Genomic DNA, 20,168 nt, shown 5'->3' with positions numbered 1-20,168 from the left:
GACGGCGTGAGGTTGAACGCTCAAGTCCACCCGAATGGCAGTCCCGTCCGGGCATGACGCACCGTGAGCGCGCCCCGGCCGTCCGGTCCCCCTGCGGCGGACCCCGGCCCACGGCGGGGGTCCCGTGCGGGAGACTTGGGGTCCCGACCGCTCCCGCCGCTGGAGGAACCACGTGCCCGCCCCCGACGACGCACCGGCCCGCACCGGACGTGCGCTGCTGCTCGAGAACATCCACGCCGACGCCCGGGCCCTGCTGACCGAGGCCGGCTGGCACGTGGAGACCGCGTCCGGGGCGCTGGACGAGGACGAGCTGCTCGAACGCCTCGACGGGGTGCAGCTGCTCGGCATCCGGTCCCAGACGCAGGTGACCGCGAAGGTCCTGGAGAACGCGCCGGACCTGCGCGCCGTCGGCGCCTTCTGCATCGGCACCAACCAGATCGACCTGTTCGCCGCGGCCACCCACGGGGTCGCCGTCTTCAACGCGCCGTACAGCAACACGCGCAGCGTCGTCGAGCTGGCCCTCGCCGAGATCATCGCCCTCACCCGTCGGCTGACGGTCAAGGACCGCGCCATGCACGAGGGCGTCTGGGACAAGTCCGCCGCCGGGTCGCACGAGGTGCGCGGGCGCCGGCTGGGGATCATCGGCTACGGCAACATCGGTTCGCAGCTGTCCGTCGTGGCCGAGGCGCTGGGCATGAGCGTCTTCTTCTACGACCGCACCGACAAGCTGGCGCTCGGCAACGCGCGCCGCTGCGGGAGCCTGCACGAGGTCCTCGAGGTCGCCGACGTCGTGACGCTGCACGTCGACGGCCGCAGCAGCAACAGCGGGTTCTTCGGGGAGGAGGAGTTCGCCCGGATGCGTCCGGGCTCGATCTTCCTCAACCTCTCGCGCGGGTTCGTCGTCGACCACGTCGCGCTGCGGCACCACGTCGAGTCCGGGCACATCGCGGGCGCGGCCATCGACGTCTTCCCGACCGAGCCCAAGGGGGCCGGTCACGCCTTCGAGTCCGAGCTGCGCGGGCTCCCGAACGTCATCCTCACCCCGCACGTCGGGGGGTCGACCGAGGAGGCTCAGGAGGACATCGGCCGCTTCGTGGCCGCCAAGCTGCGCGACTACGCGCTGCACGGGGCAACGACCCTGTCGGTGAACCTGCCCACCCTGGGGGCCGAGGCCACGCCCGGGACGGTCCGGCTGGCCCACCTGCACCGCAACGTGCCGGGTGTGCTCGCCGCCATCAACTCCGTCCTGGCCCAGGCCGGCGTGAACATCGAGAGCCAGCAGCTGGCCACCCGCGGGGACCTGGGCTACGTCGTCACCGACATCGCCGCCCACGCCTCCGACGAGGTGGGCCGCCTGCTGCGCGAGCTGCCCGAGACCGTCCGGGTGCGGCAGCTGGGCTGAGCGTGGTCCCCGTCGTCTCCGGCGTCCACGTCGTCGTCATCTCCGACACGCACCTGCCGAGGCGGGCGAAGGACCTGCCCGCGCCGGTGTGGGCGGCGGTCGAGGCGGCCGACGTCGTCGTGCACGCCGGCGACTGGTGCGACGAGGCGACCGTGCTGGCGCTGCGCGCGCGGAGCCGGCGTCTCGTGGGCGTCGCGGGCAACAACGACGGGGCGGACGTGCGGGCGCACCTGGCCGAGACGGCGACGTTCACGCTCGAGGGCCTGCGGTTCGGGGTCGTGCACGAGACGGGCGACAAGGCCGGGCGCGAACGCCGGTGCGACACGGCCTGGGCGGGAGCGGTGGACGTGCTCCTGTTCGGGCACAGCCACATCCCGTGGGACTCCACGACCCCGCGCGGGGTGCGGCTGCTCAACCCCGGCTCGCCGACGGACCGCCGTCGGCAGCCGACGGGGACCTGGCTGGAGTTCGACGTCGTCGACGGGACGCTCGGCGAGGTCGTCCTGCACCGGGTCCCGCGGGCCCCTCAGAGGTAGATGTCCACCCGGCCCGCGGGGTGCTGGGGGTTGGCGGGCCCGACCTCCACGGCGTCCCCGGCCGTGGGTCGGCGGATGACCATCGCGGGGCGACGGCGGCGCTCCCTGCCGGAAAAGTCGCCGGAGGTGTTGCCGGAGGGGGTCGGCGCAGGCGTGGTGACGGCCTGCGAGCCCCAGGTGGCGCTCTCGAGGCTGATCATGTCGTCCCCATCGACCGTCACGATCCGTAGCTGAGGTGGTCCCCGGCGTTCACCCGTTCGGACGAGCCGGGGCCGCGCTCCTCACGCTGCGCGCGCCGCCGCCCACGCTGCCGGCCACGCCTGCGCCAGCAGCTCGTAGGACGCCGCCCGCTCCGCCTGGTCGTGGACGTTCGTCACGACGAGCAGCTCGTCGGCGCCGGTCCGCCGCGCCAGCCGGGCGAGCCGTCCCGCCACGTCCTGCGCCGTCCCGGCGAGCAGGTGGTCCCCGAGCCGGCCCGCGGCGTTCCGCTCGGCCAGGGTCCACCGGTGCGCCGCGGCCTCCTCCGGGGTGGGCAGTGGCGCCGGCGCCCCGAGGCGCATCCGCACGGTCGCGAGCGTGGCGGCGCGGGCCAGCTCCTCGGCCCGGCCGGCGTCGGCCGCCACGACGGCGGCGACGGACAGGAGGGCGTGCGGCGCCGGTCGCGCGGCGGACGGGACGAAGGCCTCCCGGTAGGCGCGCAGCGGCTCGGCCGGGTCGAGGACCCCGAAGTGCCCCGCGTAGGCGTACCCCGTCCCCAGGGCGGCGGCGACGCGGGCCCCGTGGTCGCTGGACCCCAGCACCCACACCGGCGGCAACGGCACCCCCGTCGGCATGGCGGTGATGCCCGCGAACGGGTGCCCGGGGGCGAAGCCCTCGACGTGTCCGCGCAGCTCGGCGTACTGCTCGTCGAAGTCGTCGGCCGCCAGGGCCTGTCGCGACCGGCGCAGCGCCAGCGCGGTGCGCCCGTCCGTGCCGGGGGCGCGACCCAGTCCCAGGTCGATGCGGCCCGGGTGCAGGGCCTCGAGCGCGCGGAACGTCTCGGCGACCTGCAGCGGGGAGTAGTTGGGCAGCATGATCCCGCCCGCTCCCACGCGCAGGGTGTCCGTCGCGGCGGCGACCGCACCGATGAGCACGGCGGGCGCCGAGACGACCGCGGGGGAGCCGTGGTGCTCGGCCACCCAGTAGCGCCGGTACCCCAGTGCCTCCACGGCCCGCGCGAGCTCGACGCTGTCGCGCAACGCGGCCGCCGGGGGCCGTCCGGAGGTGACCGGTGACAGGTCGAGCACGGACAGCGGCGCGGGGTGGGACGCGGGCGCGGAACTCACAGGGGCATGTGTCGCAGCCCGGGGCTACTGTCGTCAACCGTGCCGCCAGAACGTGCCCAGGGCAAGGAACTGCCGTCGGGGTGGTTGCGGCGGCTGGCCGGGTACTGCGCCCGGCACCCGCGCGACCTCGCCCTCTCCTTCGGGGCGGCCGTCGTGTCCTACGTCGTCACCGCCCTCGTCCCGCTGGTGGTGCGTCACGTGGTCGACGACGTCATCGGCCGTCCCGCGGGGGCGGGTGGCTCCCTGTGGCCGTGGGCGGCGCTGCTCGTGGCCGCGGGCCTGCTCGTCTACGCGCTCGGCTTCGTCCGCCGCTACGCCGCGGGACGGCTGTCCCTGGACGTCCAGTACGACCTGCGCAACGACGTCCACGCCGCTGTGCAGCGGATGGACGGTCGCCAGCTCGACGCGCTGTCGACCGGGCAGGTCGTCAGCCGGTCGATCAGCGACGTCCAGCTCGTCCAGGGCCTGCTGGCCTGGCTGCCCAACGTCACCGGCAACGCCGTCCTGTTCGTCGTCTCCCTCGTCGTCATGGCGGTCCTGTCTCCGCCGCTGACCCTCGTGGCCCTGGCCACCGGGCCGGCCCTGTTCTGGATCGCCTGGCGCAGCCGCCGGGACCTGTTCCCCGCGAACTCCGCCGCGCAGGCCCGCACCGCCGAGGTGGCGGCCCGCGTCGAGGCCGCCGTCACGGGGGTGCGCGTGGTCAAGGGGTTCGGCCAGGAGGCCGCCGAACTGGCCCGCCTCGAGCGCACGGTCGGTGACCTGTTCACCGACCGGATGCGCGTCGTGCGCTACAACTCCCGCTACGGCCCTGCGCTGCAGGCGGTCCCGGCCCTCGGGCAGGTCGGGGTGCTGCTCTTCGGCGGCTGGCTGGCCCTGACCGGGCACCTCACGGTCGGCACGTTCCTGGCCTTCTCCACCTACCTGGGGAGCATGGTCTCGCCCGTGCGCCAGCTCGCGGGGCTGCTGACGATCGGGCAGCAGGCCCGCGCCGGGGTCGAGCGGGCCCTGCAGGTCGTGGACACCCGTCCCACCGTCCTCGCACCGCGCCGCACCCCGGCCGTCCCGCTGCCCGACGGCCCGCTGGGCGTCCGCTTCCGCGGCGTGGGGTTCGCCCACGCCCCGGGCCGTCCCGTCCTGCGCGACGTCGACCTCGAGGTCCCCGCCGGCGGGACGCTGGCGGTCGTCGGAACCGCCGGCTCCGGCAAGTCGACCCTCACGGCCCTGCTCGACCGCTTCCACGACGTCGACGCCGGCAGCGTCGAGGTCGGCGGCGTCGACGTGCGGGACCTGGACCCGCAGGAGCTGCGCCGAGCGGTCGGCATGGTCTTCGAGGAGACGTTCCTGTTCTCCGACACCGTGCGCGCCAACGTCGCCTACCCCGTGCCCGACGCGGACGAGGAGGTCCTGAGGGCCGCGCTGCGCACCGCGGCGGCCGACGGTTTCGTCGACGCCCTCGACCACGGGTGGGACTCCCTCGTCGGCGAGCAGGGGCTGACGCTGTCCGGGGGGCAGCGCCAGCGCATCGGCCTGGCCCGCGCCCTCGTCGCGGCGCCCCGCGTGCTGGTCCTCGACGACGCGACGTCGGCCGTCGACCCGACGGTCGAGCAGCGGATCCTGTCGGCCCTGGCCACGCAGCGGCCGGCGGGCCAGACCGTCCTGCTCGTCGCCCACCGCCGCTCCACGCTGCGGCTGGCCGACCGGGTCGTCGTCCTCGACGGGGGCCGGGTCGTCGACAGCGGGACCGAGGCCGAGCTCGCCGCCCGCTGCCCGGTGTTCCAGCGGCTGTTCGGCACCGGCCCCGACGACGCGCGGGGGGCGGTGCCGGCGCCCCGGCGGCCCGCTGCGTCCACGGGCGCGGACGGGGGCACGACACGCGCGGCCGGCGCCACGAGCGCCGGCCTGCCCGTCTCGCCCGAGCTGGCCCGCCGCATCGCGGCCCTCCCGCGCCTCGACGTCTCGCCCGACGTGGACGTGGCCGACGCCGAGCGGCAGGACCCGCAGTTCTCCCTGCGCCGCCTCCTGCGCCCGTTCCGGTGGGCGCTGGTCGCCGGCATGCTCCTCGTCGCCGGCGACGCCTTGGCCCAGCTCGTCCTGCCCCAGCTCGTCCGGTCCGGGCTCGACGACGGGGTGGCCCGGCAGGACCTGCGGGCGCTGCTCGTCGCCTCGGGCATCGCCGCGGTCGTGGTCGCGCTGGACTGGCTGGTCACCGTCGGGCAGGGCCGGGTCACCGGGCGCACGGGGGAGCGCCTGCTCTTCACGTTGCGGCTCAAGACGTTCGCCCAGCTGCAGCGGCTGGGGCTGGACTACTACGAGCGCGAGCAGGCCGGCCGCATCATGACGCGGATGACGACGGACGTCGACGCGCTCTCGCAGTTCCTGCAGAGCGGCGTCGCGCAGGCCCTCGTCAGCCTGCTCTCCCTCGTCGGCGTGTTCGTGGCGATGCTGCTGCTGGAACCGGGGCTGGCCGTGGTCGTCCTGGCGGTGCTGCCCGTCCTCGCCGCCGCGACGCTGCTGTTCCGCTCTCGGTCGCGGCCGGCCTACGTCGAGGCCCGCGAACGCGTCAGCGCCGTCAACAGCCGGTTCCAGGAGTCCGTCGCCGGCGTGCGCGTCACCCAGGCGTTCGTCCGGACCGACCAGGACGCCGAGGGCTTCCGCGAGCGGGGGTGGGCCTACCGGCAGTCGCGGCTGCGGGCCCAGCGGTACATCGCGACGTACTTCCCGTTCGTGCAGTTCCTCAACGAGGCCACCGCGGCGCTCGTCCTCGTGGCTGGCGGGGCGATGGTCCGCGACGGCCGGATCGCGGTGGGGGTGCTCGTGGCGTTCCTGCTCTACGTCGACCTGTTCTTCGCCCCGGTCCAGCAGTTGTCGCAGGTGTTCGACGGGTACCAGCAGGCCGCGGTCGGCCTGCGCCGCGTCCGCGACCTCCTGCGCACGCCGACGACCGTGCCCGCCGCGGTCGACGCGGCGCCGGTCGGCCGGTTGCGCGGTGACGTCCGCCTCGAGGGCGTCGAGTTCCGCTACCAGGGCACCGAGCGGCCGGCGCTCGCCGGCGTCGACCTGCACGTGCGGGCCGGGGAGACCGTCGCGCTGGTGGGGGAGACGGGCGCGGGGAAGTCGACGGTCGTCAAGCTCGTGGCGCGGTTCTACGACTCCACCGGCGGCCGCGTGCTCGTCGACGGGACCGACGTGCGCGACCTGGACCTCGCCGGCTACCGGCAGCGGCTCGGCGTCGTGCCGCAGGAGGCCTACCTGTTCGACGGGACGGTCGAGCAGGCCATCGCCTACGCGCGCCCCGACGCCTCGGCCGAGGAGGTCCGGGCCGCCGCGGCGGCGGTGGGTGCCGACGCCGCGATCTCCGCGCTGCCCGGCGGGTACGGGTTCGTCGTGGGGGAGCGGGGCCGGAACCTGTCGACCGGTCAGCGCCAGCTCGTCGCCCTGGCCCGCGCCGAGCTCGTCGACCCGGACGTGCTGCTGCTCGACGAGGCGACGGCCGCGCTGGACCCCGCCGCGGAAGCTGCGATCGCCGCGGCCAGCGACGCCGCGGCGAGCCGGCGCACCACGATCGTCGTCGCGCACCGGTTGTCGACGGCGGCGCGCGCGGACCGGATCGTCGTCCTCGACCAGGGCCGTGTCGCCGAGGAGGGGACGCACGCCGCCCTCCTCGAGAGGGACGGGGTCTACGCGGCGCTGTGGGCGTCCTTCGTGGCGGGGAGCGCCGCAACCGCGTGACGTACCCCGTCCTGGGCCCGGCAAACCCCGCGTCCAGACAGTTCCGGGTCCGCGTGCAGGAGTGCCGGTTCCAGAGCACGCTGTGGTCCATGAGCAAGAGCAGGACGACGCAGCGTGACGAGATCTCCGTGCACCACGGAGACCACGGCGAGCAGGCCGACTCACCGGGGCAGATCCCCCGGCGGGGGTGGGTGGCCGTGACCAAGCGCGCGTGGGCCGAGGCCAAGGAGGACCAGGTCCCCCTGCTCGCGGCGGGCGTGGCGTTCAAGGCCTTCCTCGCGATCTTCCCGGCCCTGACCGCGGCGTTCCTCGTGTGGGGGATCTTCGGGAACACCCAGACCATCGTGGACCAGATCAACGGGATCAGCGCGATCCCCGACGCGGCCCGCACGCTGGTCACCGAGCAGGTCGGCCAGGTGGCCCAGGGCAAGTCGGCGGCCGGCATCACGGCCGTGGTGGCGATCCTGCTGGCCCTGTGGAGCGCCTCGAGCGGCGTCGAGAACCTCATGGCTGCGACGAACCTCGCCTACGACGAGAAGGAGACGCGGGGTTTCCTCAAGCGCAAGGGCACCGCCCTGGTGCTGACGGTCGGCGCCATCGTCTTCATGCTGCTGGCCATCGCCTTCATCGGCGTCGTACCGGTCCTCGTCAGCGCACTCGGGGCCGGCGGAGCGGTGTCCCTCGTCGTCAACGTGCTGCGGTGGGTGCTGCTGCTGGGCCTGATCCTCGTGGCCCTCGCCGTTCTGTACCGCCTGGCGCCGGACCGCGACGCCCCGAAGGTGAAGTGGGTGTCGGTCGGCGCCGGGGTCGCGACCGTCCTGTGGCTCGTCGTCTCGGCCGGGTTCTCGATCTACGTCACCGTGGCCGGGGACTCCTCCTACGCCAAGAACTACGGCGCGATGGCCGGTGTCGTCATCCTGCTCATGTGGCTGTGGCTGACGAGCTACGCGATGCTGCTGGGTGCCGAGGTCAACGCCGAGTCCGAGAAGCAGACGGACCAGGACACGACCGTCGGCCCGACCGAACCGATGGGACGGCGCGACGCCGTCGCCGCCGACGACAAACCGCGTGAGCGGTGAGGGAGGACACGCCGTGAGCGAGCAGACGGGACCGACGGACGGGGCGGGCGGACACGACGGACCAGCGTCGGTCGCCGAGCACCTCGAGAACTCCAAGCGGCTCGCGGAGGAGGCCCACCAGGGCTGGCAGGACCTCCCGGCCGAGCACGAGGCGGACGACGCCCACCACCCCGGGGAGCAGGGGCAGCAGGCGCCGGCCGACTGACGGTCCTCTCGTGCGGCTCCCCGGGCCGGTCAGCGCCCGCCGGTGAGCTTGCGCGAACGCTGGGTCGACCCCGGCCCGCCGTACGGGTAGTCGGCGGGTTCGGGGTCGCTCGCCTCGTCCAGGGCCGCGAGTTCGGAGGCCTCGAGTTCCAGGTCCGCCGCCCCGAGGTTCTCCGTCAGCTGCTGCGTCGTGCGCGCCCCGAGGATGACCGAACTGACCGCGGGCTGCGCCGACAACCACGCCAGGGCGATCTGGGCCCTCGGCACGCCGCGCTGCTCCGCGACGCGCTGGACGGCGTCGACGACGGCCCACGTGCGTTCCTGCGCGTTCCGCTTGGCGTACGCCTCGACCCCGCGGTCGGGGTTCTCGCCGAGTCGCGTGGAACCCGTGGGCGTCGTGTCGCGGGTGTACTTGCCGGACAACCAGCCGCCGCCCAGGGGCGACCACGGCAGCAGCCCGAGGCCGTTCTCCTCCGCTGCGGGGACGATCTCCCACTCGATCTCGCGCACCAGCAGGTTGTACTGCGGCTGCAGCGTGACGGGCGGGGAGTACCCGCCGGCGTCGGCGACGTCGACCGCTTTTTGCAGCTGCCACCCGGTGAAGTTCGACAACCCGACGTGGTGGACCTTGCCCGCGCGGACGAACGCGTCGAGCGTGGCCAGGGTCTCCTCCAGCGGGGTCCACGGGTCCCACGCGTGGACCTGGTAGAGGTCGACGGCGTCGACGCCGAGGCGGCGCAGCGACGCGTCGAGCGCGCGGGTCAGGTGCCGGCGGGACAGGCCGACGCCGTTGGGTTCTGGGGAGGTGGGGAACCGGCCCTTGGTGGCCAGCACCACGCGCTCGGTGACGTCGGCCGGCCGGTCGGCGAGCCAGGCGCCGATGATCTCCTCCGACACACCGCCGCTGTAGACGTCGGCCGTGTCGACGAGGGTTCCGCCGGCGGCGAGGAACGTGTCGAGCTGCTCGAAGGAGACGTCGCGGTCGCTCTCGCTGCCGAAGGTCATGGTGCCGAGCGCGAGGTTCGACACCGAGGTTCCGCTGTTGCCCAGGGTTCTGTACTCCATGGGCGCATCCTGCCCCTGGTCCGGTCCGGGCGCCCCTGACACCATGCGGGGGTGCAGTCGACGCCCGTCCCCAACCCCGCCGAGTTCGACGTCCACGTCCGCGGCACGGTGTTCCTCGACATCGTCATGACGGGCCTGGACTCCGAACCCCGGCTGGGCACGGAGGTCTGGACGTCGGGCATGGGCTCGTGCCCGGGCGGCATCGCGAACATGGCCGTGGCGGCCTCCCGGCTGGGGCTGTCGACGTCGTTGTCGGCGGCGTTCAGCACCGACGCGTACGGGGAGTTCTGCTGGCGGACGCTGGGGGAGCAGGAGGGCGTCGACCTCTCGACGTCGTACCGCGTGCAGGACTGGCACTCGCCCGTCACGGTGTCGCTGGCGTACGGCGGGGACCGCGCGATGGTCACCCACGAGCACCCGGCGCCCGTCGACGAACCGGCCGGGGTCCCCGCGGCCCGGGCCGCCCTCGTGCACCTGGCGGCCGTCCCGCAGCCGTGGGTGCTGCGGGCGCGCGAGCAGGGTTCCCTCGTCTTCGCCGACGTGGGCTGGGACGCCTCGACGCAGTGGAACCCCGACGTCCTCGCCGGTCTGGAGCACTGTCACGCGTTCCTGCCCAACCACGTCGAGGCCATGCGCTACACGCGCACCGACGACGCCGCGGCGGCGGTCGCGGCCCTGGCCGAACGGGTTCCCGTCGCGGTCGTGACGTGCGGGCCCGACGGGGCGCTGGCCGTCGATGCGGGGACGGGGGAGCGTGCCCACGTGCCGGGCCTGCGCCTGGACGCGCTCGACGCCACGGGCGCCGGGGACGTGTTCGGGGCCGGTTTCCTCACCGGGACGCTCGCCGGCTGGGGCCTGGCGGACCGGCTGTCCTTCGCGAACCTCTGCGCGGGGTTGTCGGTGCAGCAGTTCGGCGGGTCGCTGTCGGCGCCGGGGTGGGGGGACATCGCCGACTGGTGGTCGCACCTGCGGCGGGGGCCGCGGACGTCGGCGACGGCGCAGCTGGTCGTGCAGTACGGCTTCCTCGACGCCGTCCTCGCGGCCCACCCGAGCGGGACGGACCGCGCCGTCCGCCGGGCCACGGCGACCCTCGCGGTCGGCAACGACCTGCCGAACGGGGGACCCCGCACCATCTAGCTGACAGTCCGTACATATCTAGATACCTTCGGTGACGTGACCACACCTCACCGCCGCCGCGCGGCGAGCCGTGTCCTCGCCACGGCCCTGCCGTTCGCCCTCGCCGTCCCCCTCGGGCTGGCCGTCGCCGCACCGGCGTCCGCCGCCGAGACGCCCCCGCGGGCAGTGCTGCTCGCGACCGCCCCGCGCATCACCTCCGCCCCGCCGCTGCGCGTCGTGCTCGGACAACCGTTCACCCACACCTTCACCGCCACGGGCGACCCGGCGCCGACCTGGAGCGTGCGGGGGTCCCTGCCCCCGGGGCTCAGGCTCGATCCCGTCACGGGCGTGCTGTCCGGTGTGCCGACCGCGACCGTCGCGCTGAGCCTGTTCACGGTCACGGCCACCAACGGTGCGGGCTCGGCGAGTCAGACGGTGACCATCGCGACCGTGCTGCCCGGCACCCGGGCGCCGCCCCCGGGCGCCGCCCCCGTCATCACGTCCGCCGCGCCCGCCGCCGTCGTCGTGGGTACGCCTTACCGCCACCAGTTCACCGCGACCGGCACCCCGGCGCCGACGTGGTCGGTCAGCGGCACCCTGCCGTCCGGCCTGACCCTGGACTCGGTGTCCGGCGTGCTGTCCGGGACCCCGTCGGCCGTCGGCGCCTCGGTCGTCACCGTCACCGCGAGGAACTCCGCCGGCGTCGCCTCGCAGACGGCCACCCTCGTGGTCGTCGGGTCCAGCACCGCGCCGTCCATCACCCCCACAACCGCCGTCGTCGCCACGGTCGGGGTGCCGTTCGCCTACGAGGCGACGGCCACGGGCGTACCGGTGCCCACGTGGTCCGTCGAGGGGGCCCTGCCCGCCGGGGTGCGCCTCGACGCCGCCACCGGCGTCGTGTCCGGCACGCCGACCGCCGCGGGGACGTCCACCGTGACGCTCGTCGCCACGAACTCCGCGGGCAGCGACCGCGAACCCCTGACCATCGTCGTCGCGGCAGCCGGCGCCCAACCGGTCCTGGGGGCGACCACGGTGGTCGGCGTCGTGGGCTCGCCGCTGTCGACGACGCTCACGGCCTCCGGCTCCCCGACCTGGGCCGTGACCCAGGGGACGTTGCCCGCCGGACTCGCCCTCGACGCCCGGACGGGCACCGTGAGCGGCACCCCCACGACGCCCGGCACCACCCGGGTGACGGTGACCGCCACGAACTCCGGTGGGGCCACGACGGCCGAGGTCGTCTTCGTCCTCTACCCGACCCAGCTGGCCGCCACGCCCGCGCCCGGGACCGCGCGCTACGCCGGTGCCGACCGCGTCGGGACCGCCGTCGACGTGTCCCGCAAGCTGTTCCCGCAGGCCGGCTCCGCCCGCGCCGTCGTGCTGACGACCTCGGAGAAGTACGCCGACGCCCTCGCGGGCGGTCGGCTGGCCAGCGCCAACGGCGGTCCGCTCCTGCTCACGCCCTCGGGGTCGCTGTCGGCCGACGTCGCCGCCGAGGTGAGCCGCGTGCTCGCCCCCGGAGGCACCGTCTTCGTCCTGGGCGGGGAGACGACGCTGACCCCGCAGGTCGCCGCCTCGGTCGCGGCCCTCCCGGGGCGCTACCAGGTGGAGCGGCTCGCCGGCGCGGACCGGTTCGCCACGGCCGCGGCCATCGCCACCGAGGTCGCGGGGCTCTCCGGCGGGGCCACGGGTCCCGTCTACCTCGTCAACGGGCAGAACTTCCCCGACGGGCTGGCGGTGTCGGCGCTCGCGGCCCGCACCGGCGGGGTCGTGATGCTCACCGACGGGACCGCGCTGCCGGCCGTCACCCGCGCCTACCTGCAGGCCGCCGACCCGACGGGGGCCAAGACGGTGCCGGTCGGTGGGCAGGCCGAGGTGGCGGCCGGTGAGCTGCCCACCGCCGCCGCCCGCGCGGCCGTCGCGCAGGCCCTGACGGGTGCCGACCGCTACGACACCGCACGCCTCGTCGCGGCAGAGTTCGACGGCGGTTCCGGCGTCCCGGTCGTCGCCGCGGGGCTGGCCACGGGGGAGAACTGGCCCGACGCCCTCGTCGGGGCGGCGGCGCTGGGCGCGCTGAACTCCCCGCTCCTGCTGACCCCGCGGGCCCAGCTGGACCCCGCGGCACAGACGGCGATGGCCGGGCTCAACGCGGTCAGCCCGGTGCGGGTGGGACTCGTCTTCGGTGGGGAGCCCTCGCTGTCGGCCGGGACGATGGCCAGCTTCGCCGCCCTCGTGCCGGCGCCGGTGACGGGCACGACGCCGTGAGCGGCGGCATGATCGCGGTGTGACGGCACGGGTGAACGACGAGCGTCCAGGGGCCGCCCCCTTCGTCCCGGAGGGGGCGGACCTGGACGCGCTGCGGCAGGCGGCCCCGTCGTGCCGCGGGTGCGAGCTGTGGGAGCCCGCGACGCAGGTGGTCTTCTCCGCCGGAGCGCCCGACGGCCGCCTCGCACTGGTCGGGGAACAACCGGGCGACCAGGAGGACCGGCGCGGGGTGCCGTTCATCGGGCCCGCCGGGCGGTTGCTGCAGAAGGCCGTCGCCGAGGCGGGGATCGACCTGTCGACGACGTACGTCACCAACGCCGTCAAGCACTTCCGCTTCAGCCAGACCGCGCCCGGGAACCGGCGCATCCACGCCACTCCCGACCAAGGCCACGTCACCGCCTGCCGGCCGTGGCTGGCCGCCGAACTCGCCGTCGTCGACCCCGACGTGATCGTCTGCCTCGGGGCGACGGCGGCCAAGGCGTTGCTGCCGAAGGACTTCCGCGTGACCAAGCACCGCGGGCAGGTCTTCACGCTGACGACGACGCGGGGCGAGAAGACGTTCATGGGCACCATCCACCCCTCCGCGGTGCTGCGGACCCCCGAGGCCGAGCGCGACGCCGCCTACGCCGGCCTCGTCGCGGACCTGCGCACCGCGGCCGCCGCCCTGGGCTGACCGCGGCGGTCCCCGGGGTTCGGGCACGGGGTCACCCCGTGCCCCGTGATCGGGTGCAGGGTCACCCCCTGCCGCACAGGATCGCCCTCATCGCGTCAGACATGTTCTGACATGCGATTAGCATGGATGCACGATGGACACCGCACGCAGCTCAGCCCCCGTCCGCATCCCCGGCGCCCCGCCCGCGGCCGACCGCGTCTACGCTCACGTCAAGCAGGCCGTGCTCGACCGAACGCTGCCCGGCGGGCACCTCCTCACCGAGGGCGAGGTCGCCGACGAGCTCGGCGTCTCGCGCACCCCGGTCCGCGAGGGGCTGCTGCGGCTGCAGGGCGAGGGGTTGGTCCGCCTCATCCCCAAGCGCGGCGCCCTCGTCGTCCCCGTCTCCCCGCAGGAGGTCGAGGACGTCCTGGAGGCCCGCGAGCTCGTCGAGGTCCACGCCGCCCGCCGGGCCTGGACCGTCCGCTCCGAGCTGGTGCACCGCCTCACGCCGCACCTGCTGACCATGCGCCGGGCCGCCGCCTCGCGCGCCGGGAGCGCCACCTGGGACTTCATGGCCGCCGACCGCGCCTTCCACGCCGAGGTCGTGCGGGCCGCCGGCAACGAGGTGCTCGCCGGGGTCTACGACTCGCTGCGCGACCGGCAGATGCGGATGGGGGTCCTGAACCTCGTCGGGTCCCCGGAGCGGACCGCCGTGGCGCTCGCCGACCACGAGGCCCAGCGCGAGGCGCTGCTCGGCGACGACGAGGCCGCGTGGACCGCGCTGGTGCGCGAGCACGTGCGCCACGCCGGGGACCGGCTGCGGGCGGTGCGTCCGTGAGCCGCCGAACCCCTGCCGTGCGCGGGGCCTGGCTGGTCTTCGCCGTCGGCGCCCTGGCCTACGTCGTCACGGTCGCCAACCGCACGTCGCTGGCGGCCGCCGGCCTGGACGCCCAGCACCGGTACGACATCACGGCCGGGACGCTGTCGAGCTTCGCCGTCCTGCAGTTCCTCGTCTACGCCGCGCTGCAGGTGCCGATCGGTGTCCTCATCGACCGGTGGGGGCCGCGGCGGCTCGTCGTCCTGGGTGCCGCGACCATGGGCGCCGGGCAGCTCGTCCTCGCCCTCAGCACGCAGACCTGGCAGGCCGTGCTGGCGCGCGTGCTCGTGGGGGCGGGGGACGCGGCGACGTTCGTCAGCGTCCTGCGCGTCGTGACGAACTGGTTCCCGCCCGCCCGCGTCCCGGTCATGACCCAGCTCGTCGGCCTCTTCGGGCAGCTGGGCCAGGTCTTCAGCTTCGTCCCCCTCGTGGCGCTGCTGCACGGGCCCGGCTGGACGTCGGCCTACACCGGCATGGCCTCCTTCACGCTGCTGGCCACCGTCCTGTCGGTCCTCGTCCTGCGGGACGTGCCGCCGGGGCGGGAGAACCCGCGCGTCACCCGGTCCCTGCGGCAGGTCGGCGGGGACCTGCGGGCCGCGCTGCGGCACCCCGGGACCCGGCTCGGTCTGTGGTCGCACTGGGCGACTCCGTTCTCCGGCAACGCCTTCGCGACCCTGTGGGGTTTCCCGTTCCTGGTCTCCGGGCAGGGGCTGAGCCCGGCGGGTGCGAGCGCCCTGCTCACGCTCTACACGGTGACGGCGGCCGGGACGGGACCGCTGTTCGGCACGTTCGTGGCCCGGCACCCGCTGCGGAGGTCCTGGCTCGTCCTGACGGTCGTCGGGTCGCAGGTCGTCGTGTGGGCGGCGGTGCTCCTGTGGCCCGGTCGTGCCCCGGTGGCCCTGCTGGCGCTGCTCGTGGTCGTGGCCGCGACCGGCGTGCCCGGCTCGATGGTCGGGTTCGACTACGCCCGCACCTCCAACCCGGCCCACCGCCTCGGCGGGGCGACGGGCATGACCAACGTCATGGGGTTCTCGGCCTCGGTCGTCCTCATCCTGCTCGTCGGGGTCCTGCTCGACGCCCAGGGCGCCGGGACGCCGGCCACGTACTCCCTCGGCGCGTTCAAGGTGGCCTTCGCGCTGCAGTTCCCCCTGTGGGCGGTCGGAGTCGTGGGCATCCTCGTCAGCCGGCGCCAGACCCGCGCCCTCATGGCCCGCGACGGGGTCGTCGTGCCGCGCGTCCGGGACGTGCTGCGAGCCCGTGGTTCCCGCGCCGGGGCGGGCACGGCATGATGCGGCGGGTGAGCGAGCAGACGCAGGCACAGGCGGGACAGGCGCAGATCGGCGTGACCGGGCTGGCGGTGATGGGCCGCAACCTGGCCCGCAACATCGCCCGGCACGGCTACGTGACCGCCGTCCACAACCGCACGGACGCCAAGACGAAGGCCCTGGTCGAGGAGTTCGGCGACGAGGGCACGTTCGTCCCCGGGTACACGACGCAGGAGTTCGTCGACTCCCTGTCCTCGCCCCGGACGATCATCATCATGGTCAAGGCCGGTGCCCCCACCGACGCCGTCATCGACGAGCTCGCCCCGCTGCTGTCCGAGGGCGACATCCTCGTCGACGGCGGCAACGCCCACTTCCTCGACACCCGCCGTCGCGAGGCCGCGCTGCGCGAGAAGGGCATCCACTTCGCCGGCGTCGGCGTCTCCGGCGGTGAGGAGGGAGCCCTGCTCGGGCCCTCGATCATGCCGGGCGGTTCCGAGCACGCGTACGACACGCTCGGCCCGATCCTGGCCGACATCGCCGTCTCGGTCGACGGCACGCCGTGCTCCACGCACGTCGGCCCCGACGGCGCCGGCCACTTCGTCAAGATGGTGCACAACGGCATCGAGTACGCCGACATGCAGCTCATCGCCGAGGCGTACGACCTGCTCCGCCACGGCCTGGGCCGCACGCCCAAGCAGCTCGCCGAGGTGTTCACCGCCTGGAACTCCGGGGACCTGGAGAGCTTCCTCATCGAGATCACCGCGCGGGTGCTCGACAAGGACGACCCGACCCAGGACGGCGTCCCGCTCGTCGACGTCATCCTCGACGAGGCCGAGCAGAAGGGCACCGGCCGCTGGACGGTGCAGACCGCCCTCGACCTCGGCACGCCCGTCTCCGGCATCGCCGAGGCCGTCTTCGCCCGCGCGCTGTCCGGCCACGCGGAGCAGCGCAAGGCCGCCCAGCCCGTCCTCCCCGGCCCGGCCGGTGGCGCCGAGGGCTCCGGCGGGTTCGTCGCCGAGGCCGACGCCGACCAGTTCGTCGACGACGTCCGGGCGGCGCTGTACGCCTCGAAGGTCGTCGCGTACGCGCAGGGCTTCGACATGATCCGCGCCGGTTCGCAGGAGTACGGCTGGGGAGTCGACCCGGGCGCCATGGCGACCATCTGGCGCGGCGGCTGCATCATCCGCGCCAAGTTCCTGGACCGGATCAAGGACGCCTACGCCAAGAACCCCGAGCTGCCCTCGCTGCTGCTCGACCCGTACTTCGCCGACGCCGTCGCGCAGGGCCAGGAGGCCTGGCGCCGGGTCGTCGTGCACTCGGTGACCGCCGGCATCCCGGCGCCGGGGTTCGCCTCGGCGCTGGCGTACTACGACGGCCTGCGCCGCGAGCGCTCCTCGGCGGCGCTCGTGCAGGGTCTGCGCGACCTGTTCGGGGCGCACACCTACAAGCGCGTCGACCGCGACGGGTCCTTCCACGTGGAGTGGTCCGGCGACGGTTCCGAGTCGCAGGGCTGAGCGCCCGCGCACGTGACGACGGCGGTGACCCCGTGGGGGTCACCGCCGTTCGTGCGTCCGGGGCCGGGTCAGCGCGTCGCGTCGACCCGCTCGGCCCGGCGGCTGCGGACGCGGCGCGCGACGGCCCACACGAGCACCCCGGCGATCGCGGCGTAGAACGCGTAGTCGAGGTAGTGGCCGTACTGCTCCACCAGCTCGTACTGGGTGCCGAGCGCCATGCCGAGGCCGATGAGCAGGGCGTTCCACAGCCCGCTGCCGGCGATGGTGAACAGCGAGAACTTCACGAGGTTCATGCCCGCCGCTCCCGCGGGCAACGAGATGAGACTGCGGACACCGGGGACGAAGCGACCGGTGAAGACGGCCATGCCCTCGTGGCGGTGGAACCAGTCGGCCGACTTCGTCACGTCCGAGGCGTCCATGAGGGGGACCCTCGCGGCGATGCGGGCCGCGCGGTCCAGCCCGACGGCGTGCCCGACCCAGTACAGGACGAGGGAGCCGAGGTAGGCGCCCAGCGTCGACAGCGCGAACACCGCCACCGCGTTGATGGCGCCCGTCTGCACGAGGAACCCGGCCAGCGGCAGGACGATCTCGCTCGGGATGGGCGGGAAGACGACCTCGAGGAAGCTCAGCAACCCCACGCCGGGGGCGCCCAACGCGTCGACGGTGTCCAGGACGAACCCGGTCAGGCCGCCTGCCTGCGCGGCGGTCTCGGCCGTGGTGCTCATGCGTCGGTGTCCTCCGGGGATCGGGGTGGGGGTCCTGGCTCGTCACGCAGCTCGTCACGCAGAACGCGCGAGCCCGCGCAGAAGTGCCGCGCGTCGGCGTCCAGGACGAGGCGCGCCGGTGCCACCCCGCCCGACAGCGCCCGCACGAGCGCCTGCTCGGGCAGCTCCTCCTGGGAGGCGACCAGGAGCGCGTTGCCGTACCGGCGGCCGCGGAACACGCCCGGTTCGGCGAGGACCGCCGCGTGCGCGAAGACCTCGAACGCCGTCGCGAGCTCGGCGCGGGAGTTCGGCATGGGCGGCCGGTCGGCCAGGTTGGCCACCCACAGGCCGCCGGGGGCGAGCACGCGGTCGACCTCGGCCAGGAACTCGGCGGTCTGCAGGTGGGCGGGCACGGCGTCCCCGGCGAAGGCGTCGCGCACGACGACGTCCTGGCTGTCGTCGGGCAGCGGGGCCAGCCCGGCGCGGGCGTCCGCGGCCCGCAGCTTGAAGCCCGCGGGCCCGCTCGCCCCGAAGCTGCGCCGGTAGACCTCGACGAGGTCGGCGTCGACCTCCAGCACGAGCTGGCGCGAGCCCGGCCGCGTCGCCGCGACGTAGCGGGGGAAGGCGCACCCGGCGCCCCCGAGGTGGACGGCGCGCAGCGGGCCGGGGGAGTGCGCGGCGTCGAGCACGGCGGCGGTCCACTGGTGGTACTCGAAGACCAGGCGGGTGGGGTCGGCGGTGTCGACGTAGGAGCTCGGGACGCCGTTGACGAGCACCGTCCAGCCGTCCGGGTCGTCGGGGTCCTGCTCCAGCCGGACCGTCCCCGTGGCGATGGCCTCCTCGCCCTCGACGGGGGTCGCCGACCCGCCGCTGGGCGGGCGCGGGCCCCGAGGACGACGGGTGGGGCGGGGGCGGTCGGGCACCGGGAGATCCAACCAGGCCGGGCGGTGCCGCGCCCCCGCGGTCGGCGGCCAGGGGCCGGACTGAAGTTCCGGCGCCCAGCTGCCGAGGAGGAAGCATGTCCACCTTCCTGGAGATGTGCCTGCTGGCGCTGTTCGTGGTGCCGTTCCTGCGCGACCGCCGGATGCTGCGTCGCCACCTCGACCCCGCGCGCTTCCCCCAGGCCGACCGGCCGCCCGTGGCCTCCGCCCAGCGGCTGCCCCGCCCGTGGGCGCGCCGCCGCTACGTCGAGGACGGCGTCGCCGACGTCGCTGCCTACCTCAGCGAACAGGACAACGCCCGCTGAACGCTGTGCCGGAACGGTTTCCGGCTGGCGTCCGGCTCGTCACCGGCTAGCGTCGTCGCCGTGAGCCGCCACGAGAAGTCCACCGCCTCCGACGCCGACGAGCCCTCCGCGCTCGAGCGCCGTTCCGCCGACCTGGTGACGCGGTTGCTCAAGGTGGGCATCGACGGCCTCGGCCCGTTCGACAGCGCCGCGGAGGTCGCGAAGGCCGCCCGCGCCGACCACCCGAGCACCGAGTCGGCCGTGCACGCCGTCGTGCACCAGCACAGCAGGCTCGTCGCGGGCAACGGCTTCGTGACGGGACTGGGCGGCCTGTTCACCCTTCCGGTCTCGCTGCCCGCCAACGTCTTCGGGTTCCACGTCCTCGCCGTCCGCGCCGTCGCGGCCATCGCCGAGCTGCGCGGGTACGACACGACCAAGCCCGAGGTGCGCTCGGCCGTCCTCCTGACGCTCGTGGGGGCCGACGCCACGGACGTGCTGAAGTCCGCCGGGCTCCCGACCGGGGGCCGGCTCGTCGCGCTCGTCACCTCCCGGGTGCCGCGCCCGGTCCTCATGCTCGTCAACAAGGGCGTCGGGTTCCGGCTCATCGCCAAGTTCGGCACCCAGGGCCTCCTGCGGCTGCCGCAGCGCGCGCTGCCGGTCGTCGGCGGGGCCGTCGGGGCCGGGCTGGACACCGTGATGTTCCGCCGCATCACCAAGAACGCCGAGAAGGCCCTCCCGCCGCTGACCGGCGGGGCCGCCCAGGCGGTCGAGGGCTCCGCGTGAGCCGGGGCCGTGCCGGGGGCCCTGCGGTCCTGCGCACGGCCCCCGCCCTGGACGCCCGGACCACGCTCCGGCTGCGGCTCCTGCCGTGGATGGTGCGCGACGCTGCGACTGGTCGCTGGACGGGGCAGGGGCGGCGTCGCCTGGCCGCCGCAGCGCTCGGCACCGTCTACCTCCTCTCGCCGGTGGACGCCGTGCCCGAGCTGTGGACACCCGTCCTGGGACTGCTCGATGACGGCCTCGTCGCCGCCTTCGTCGCGGCGTCGGTGCGGACCGCGACCGCCGACTACGTGCGCTGGGGCGGGCGGCGTGGCCCTCGTCCGTCGTCGTCCCACGCAACAGCTGGGGACGAGGCCGCTCTCGGGCGTCCCGGGTTCCACAGGCCCGCCGGAGGCTGATCGGCGCCCCGTCCTGTGGACGGCCGGCGCCAGCT

At 74.8% G+C, this 20,168-nt stretch carries 19 protein-coding genes; 14 read left to right on the top strand and 5 right to left on the bottom strand.

All coding sequences use genetic code 11. The features are described 5' to 3' along the window. Window positions 1–172: 172 nt before the first annotated feature. Window positions 173–1,402 carry a phosphoglycerate dehydrogenase gene (gene serA, locus ACFEMC_RS11950; RefSeq protein ID WP_380169841.1) on the top strand — a complete coding sequence of 410 codons (1,230 nt, stop codon included), beginning with the start codon at window positions 173–175 and terminating at the stop codon, window positions 1,400–1,402. A 2-nt stretch (window positions 1,403–1,404) separates the two neighbouring features. Continuing rightward, window positions 1,405–1,938: a metallophosphoesterase family protein gene (locus tag ACFEMC_RS11945; protein ID WP_380169840.1), complete on the top strand. Its 534-nt coding sequence runs from the start codon at window positions 1,405–1,407 to the stop codon at window positions 1,936–1,938. On the opposite strand, the gene ACFEMC_RS11940 is transcribed toward ACFEMC_RS11945, so the two are convergent. Together ACFEMC_RS11940 and ACFEMC_RS11935 are read right to left on the bottom strand one after the other, a co-directional pair. Next, window positions 1,929–2,138 (bottom strand): hypothetical protein, encoded by a 210-nt coding sequence (locus ACFEMC_RS11940; RefSeq protein ID WP_380169839.1) that lies wholly within the window; start codon window positions 2,136–2,138, stop codon window positions 1,929–1,931. The genes ACFEMC_RS11945 and ACFEMC_RS11940 overlap by 10 nt on opposite strands. A gap of 81 nt (window positions 2,139–2,219) precedes the next feature. Next, complete coding sequence (locus ACFEMC_RS11935) at window positions 2,220–3,263, bottom strand: LLM class flavin-dependent oxidoreductase (RefSeq protein ID WP_380169838.1); 1,044 nt, start codon at window positions 3,261–3,263, stop codon at window positions 2,220–2,222. 6 nt (window positions 3,264–3,269) lie between these two features. On the opposite strand from ACFEMC_RS11935, the gene ACFEMC_RS11930 reads away from it, so the two are divergent. The 3 genes from ACFEMC_RS11930 (at window position 3,270) to ACFEMC_RS11920 (ending at window position 8,276) form a co-directional block, all read left to right on the top strand. After that, window positions 3,270–6,992: an ABC transporter ATP-binding protein gene (locus tag ACFEMC_RS11930; RefSeq protein ID WP_380169837.1), complete on the top strand. Its 3,723-nt coding sequence runs from the start codon at window positions 3,270–3,272 to the stop codon at window positions 6,990–6,992. Between the two features lie 89 nt (window positions 6,993–7,081). After that, window positions 7,082–8,071: a YihY/virulence factor BrkB family protein gene (locus ACFEMC_RS11925; protein ID WP_380169836.1), complete on the top strand. Its 990-nt coding sequence runs from the start codon at window positions 7,082–7,084 to the stop codon at window positions 8,069–8,071. A 13-nt stretch (window positions 8,072–8,084) separates the two neighbouring features. Further along, window positions 8,085–8,276, top strand: a complete 192-nt coding sequence (locus ACFEMC_RS11920) for a hypothetical protein (RefSeq protein ID WP_380169835.1) — start codon at window positions 8,085–8,087, stop codon at window positions 8,274–8,276. Between the two features lie 29 nt (window positions 8,277–8,305). On the opposite strand, the gene ACFEMC_RS11915 is transcribed toward ACFEMC_RS11920, so the two are convergent. Further along, window positions 8,306–9,340 carry an aldo/keto reductase gene (locus ACFEMC_RS11915; protein ID WP_380169834.1) on the bottom strand — a complete coding sequence of 345 codons (1,035 nt, stop codon included), beginning with the start codon at window positions 9,338–9,340 and terminating at the stop codon, window positions 8,306–8,308. 126 nt (window positions 9,341–9,466) lie between these two features. Between ACFEMC_RS11915 and ACFEMC_RS11910 the strand changes: the two genes are divergently transcribed. The 6 genes from ACFEMC_RS11910 (at window position 9,467) to gndA (ending at window position 17,026) form a co-directional block, all read left to right on the top strand. Next, complete coding sequence (locus ACFEMC_RS11910; RefSeq protein ID WP_380176747.1) at window positions 9,467–10,477, top strand: PfkB family carbohydrate kinase; 1,011 nt, start codon at window positions 9,467–9,469, stop codon at window positions 10,475–10,477. Between the two features lie 36 nt (window positions 10,478–10,513). Then, window positions 10,514–12,718: a putative Ig domain-containing protein gene (locus ACFEMC_RS11905; protein WP_380169833.1), complete on the top strand. Its 2,205-nt coding sequence runs from the start codon at window positions 10,514–10,516 to the stop codon at window positions 12,716–12,718. A 19-nt stretch (window positions 12,719–12,737) separates the two neighbouring features. Next, window positions 12,738–13,391, top strand: coding sequence for a UdgX family uracil-DNA binding protein (locus ACFEMC_RS11900; RefSeq protein ID WP_380169832.1), 654 nt, complete (start codon window positions 12,738–12,740; stop codon window positions 13,389–13,391). 133 nt (window positions 13,392–13,524) lie between these two features. Further along, window positions 13,525–14,208, top strand: coding sequence for a GntR family transcriptional regulator (locus tag ACFEMC_RS11895; RefSeq protein WP_380169831.1), 684 nt, complete (start codon window positions 13,525–13,527; stop codon window positions 14,206–14,208). Next, the gene (locus ACFEMC_RS11890) at window positions 14,205–15,536 is read left to right on the top strand and encodes a nitrate/nitrite transporter (protein WP_380169830.1); all 1,332 of its coding nucleotides are present in this window, start codon (window positions 14,205–14,207) and stop codon (window positions 15,534–15,536) included. The genes ACFEMC_RS11895 and ACFEMC_RS11890 overlap by 4 nt, the downstream gene beginning before the upstream one ends. Next, entirely contained in the window at window positions 15,536–17,026 is a 1,491-nt protein-coding gene (gene gndA, locus ACFEMC_RS11885) for an NADP-dependent phosphogluconate dehydrogenase (protein ID WP_380176745.1), read from the top strand. The genes ACFEMC_RS11890 and gndA overlap by 1 nt, the downstream gene beginning before the upstream one ends. 68 nt (window positions 17,027–17,094) lie before the next feature. On the opposite strand, the gene ACFEMC_RS11880 is transcribed toward gndA, so the two are convergent. Further along, window positions 17,095–17,751, bottom strand: coding sequence for a DedA family protein (locus ACFEMC_RS11880; RefSeq protein WP_380169829.1), 657 nt, complete (start codon window positions 17,749–17,751; stop codon window positions 17,095–17,097). After that, window positions 17,748–18,653 (bottom strand): spermidine synthase, encoded by a 906-nt coding sequence (locus ACFEMC_RS11875; RefSeq protein WP_380169828.1) that lies wholly within the window; start codon window positions 18,651–18,653, stop codon window positions 17,748–17,750. Before ACFEMC_RS11875 ends, ACFEMC_RS11880 begins: the two co-directional genes overlap by 4 nt. Window positions 18,654–18,748: 95 nt before the next feature. Here ACFEMC_RS11875 and ACFEMC_RS11870 point away from each other — a divergent pair, with 95 nt between their 5' ends. From ACFEMC_RS11870 to ACFEMC_RS11860, 3 genes are read left to right on the top strand one after another with little or no spacing between them, the layout of a single operon-like run. Then, the gene (locus tag ACFEMC_RS11870) at window positions 18,749–18,976 is read left to right on the top strand and encodes a hypothetical protein (RefSeq protein ID WP_380169827.1); all 228 of its coding nucleotides are present in this window, start codon (window positions 18,749–18,751) and stop codon (window positions 18,974–18,976) included. A 60-nt stretch (window positions 18,977–19,036) separates the two neighbouring features. Then, a complete protein-coding gene (locus ACFEMC_RS11865; protein WP_380169826.1) occupies window positions 19,037–19,738 on the top strand; it encodes an EcsC family protein in 702 nt (233 codons plus the stop codon). Beyond that, the gene (locus ACFEMC_RS11860; RefSeq protein WP_380169825.1) at window positions 19,735–20,133 is read left to right on the top strand and encodes a YkvA family protein; all 399 of its coding nucleotides are present in this window, start codon (window positions 19,735–19,737) and stop codon (window positions 20,131–20,133) included. The genes ACFEMC_RS11865 and ACFEMC_RS11860 overlap by 4 nt, the downstream gene beginning before the upstream one ends. Window positions 20,134–20,168: the final 35 nt, after the last annotated feature.

Origin of the sequence: Kineococcus sp. DHX-1 (assembly GCF_042473625.1) — a bacterium.
Taxonomy (GTDB): domain Bacteria; phylum Actinomycetota; class Actinomycetes; order Actinomycetales; family Kineococcaceae; genus Kineococcus.
This window is presented reverse-complemented; position numbering and strand designations above follow the sequence as displayed.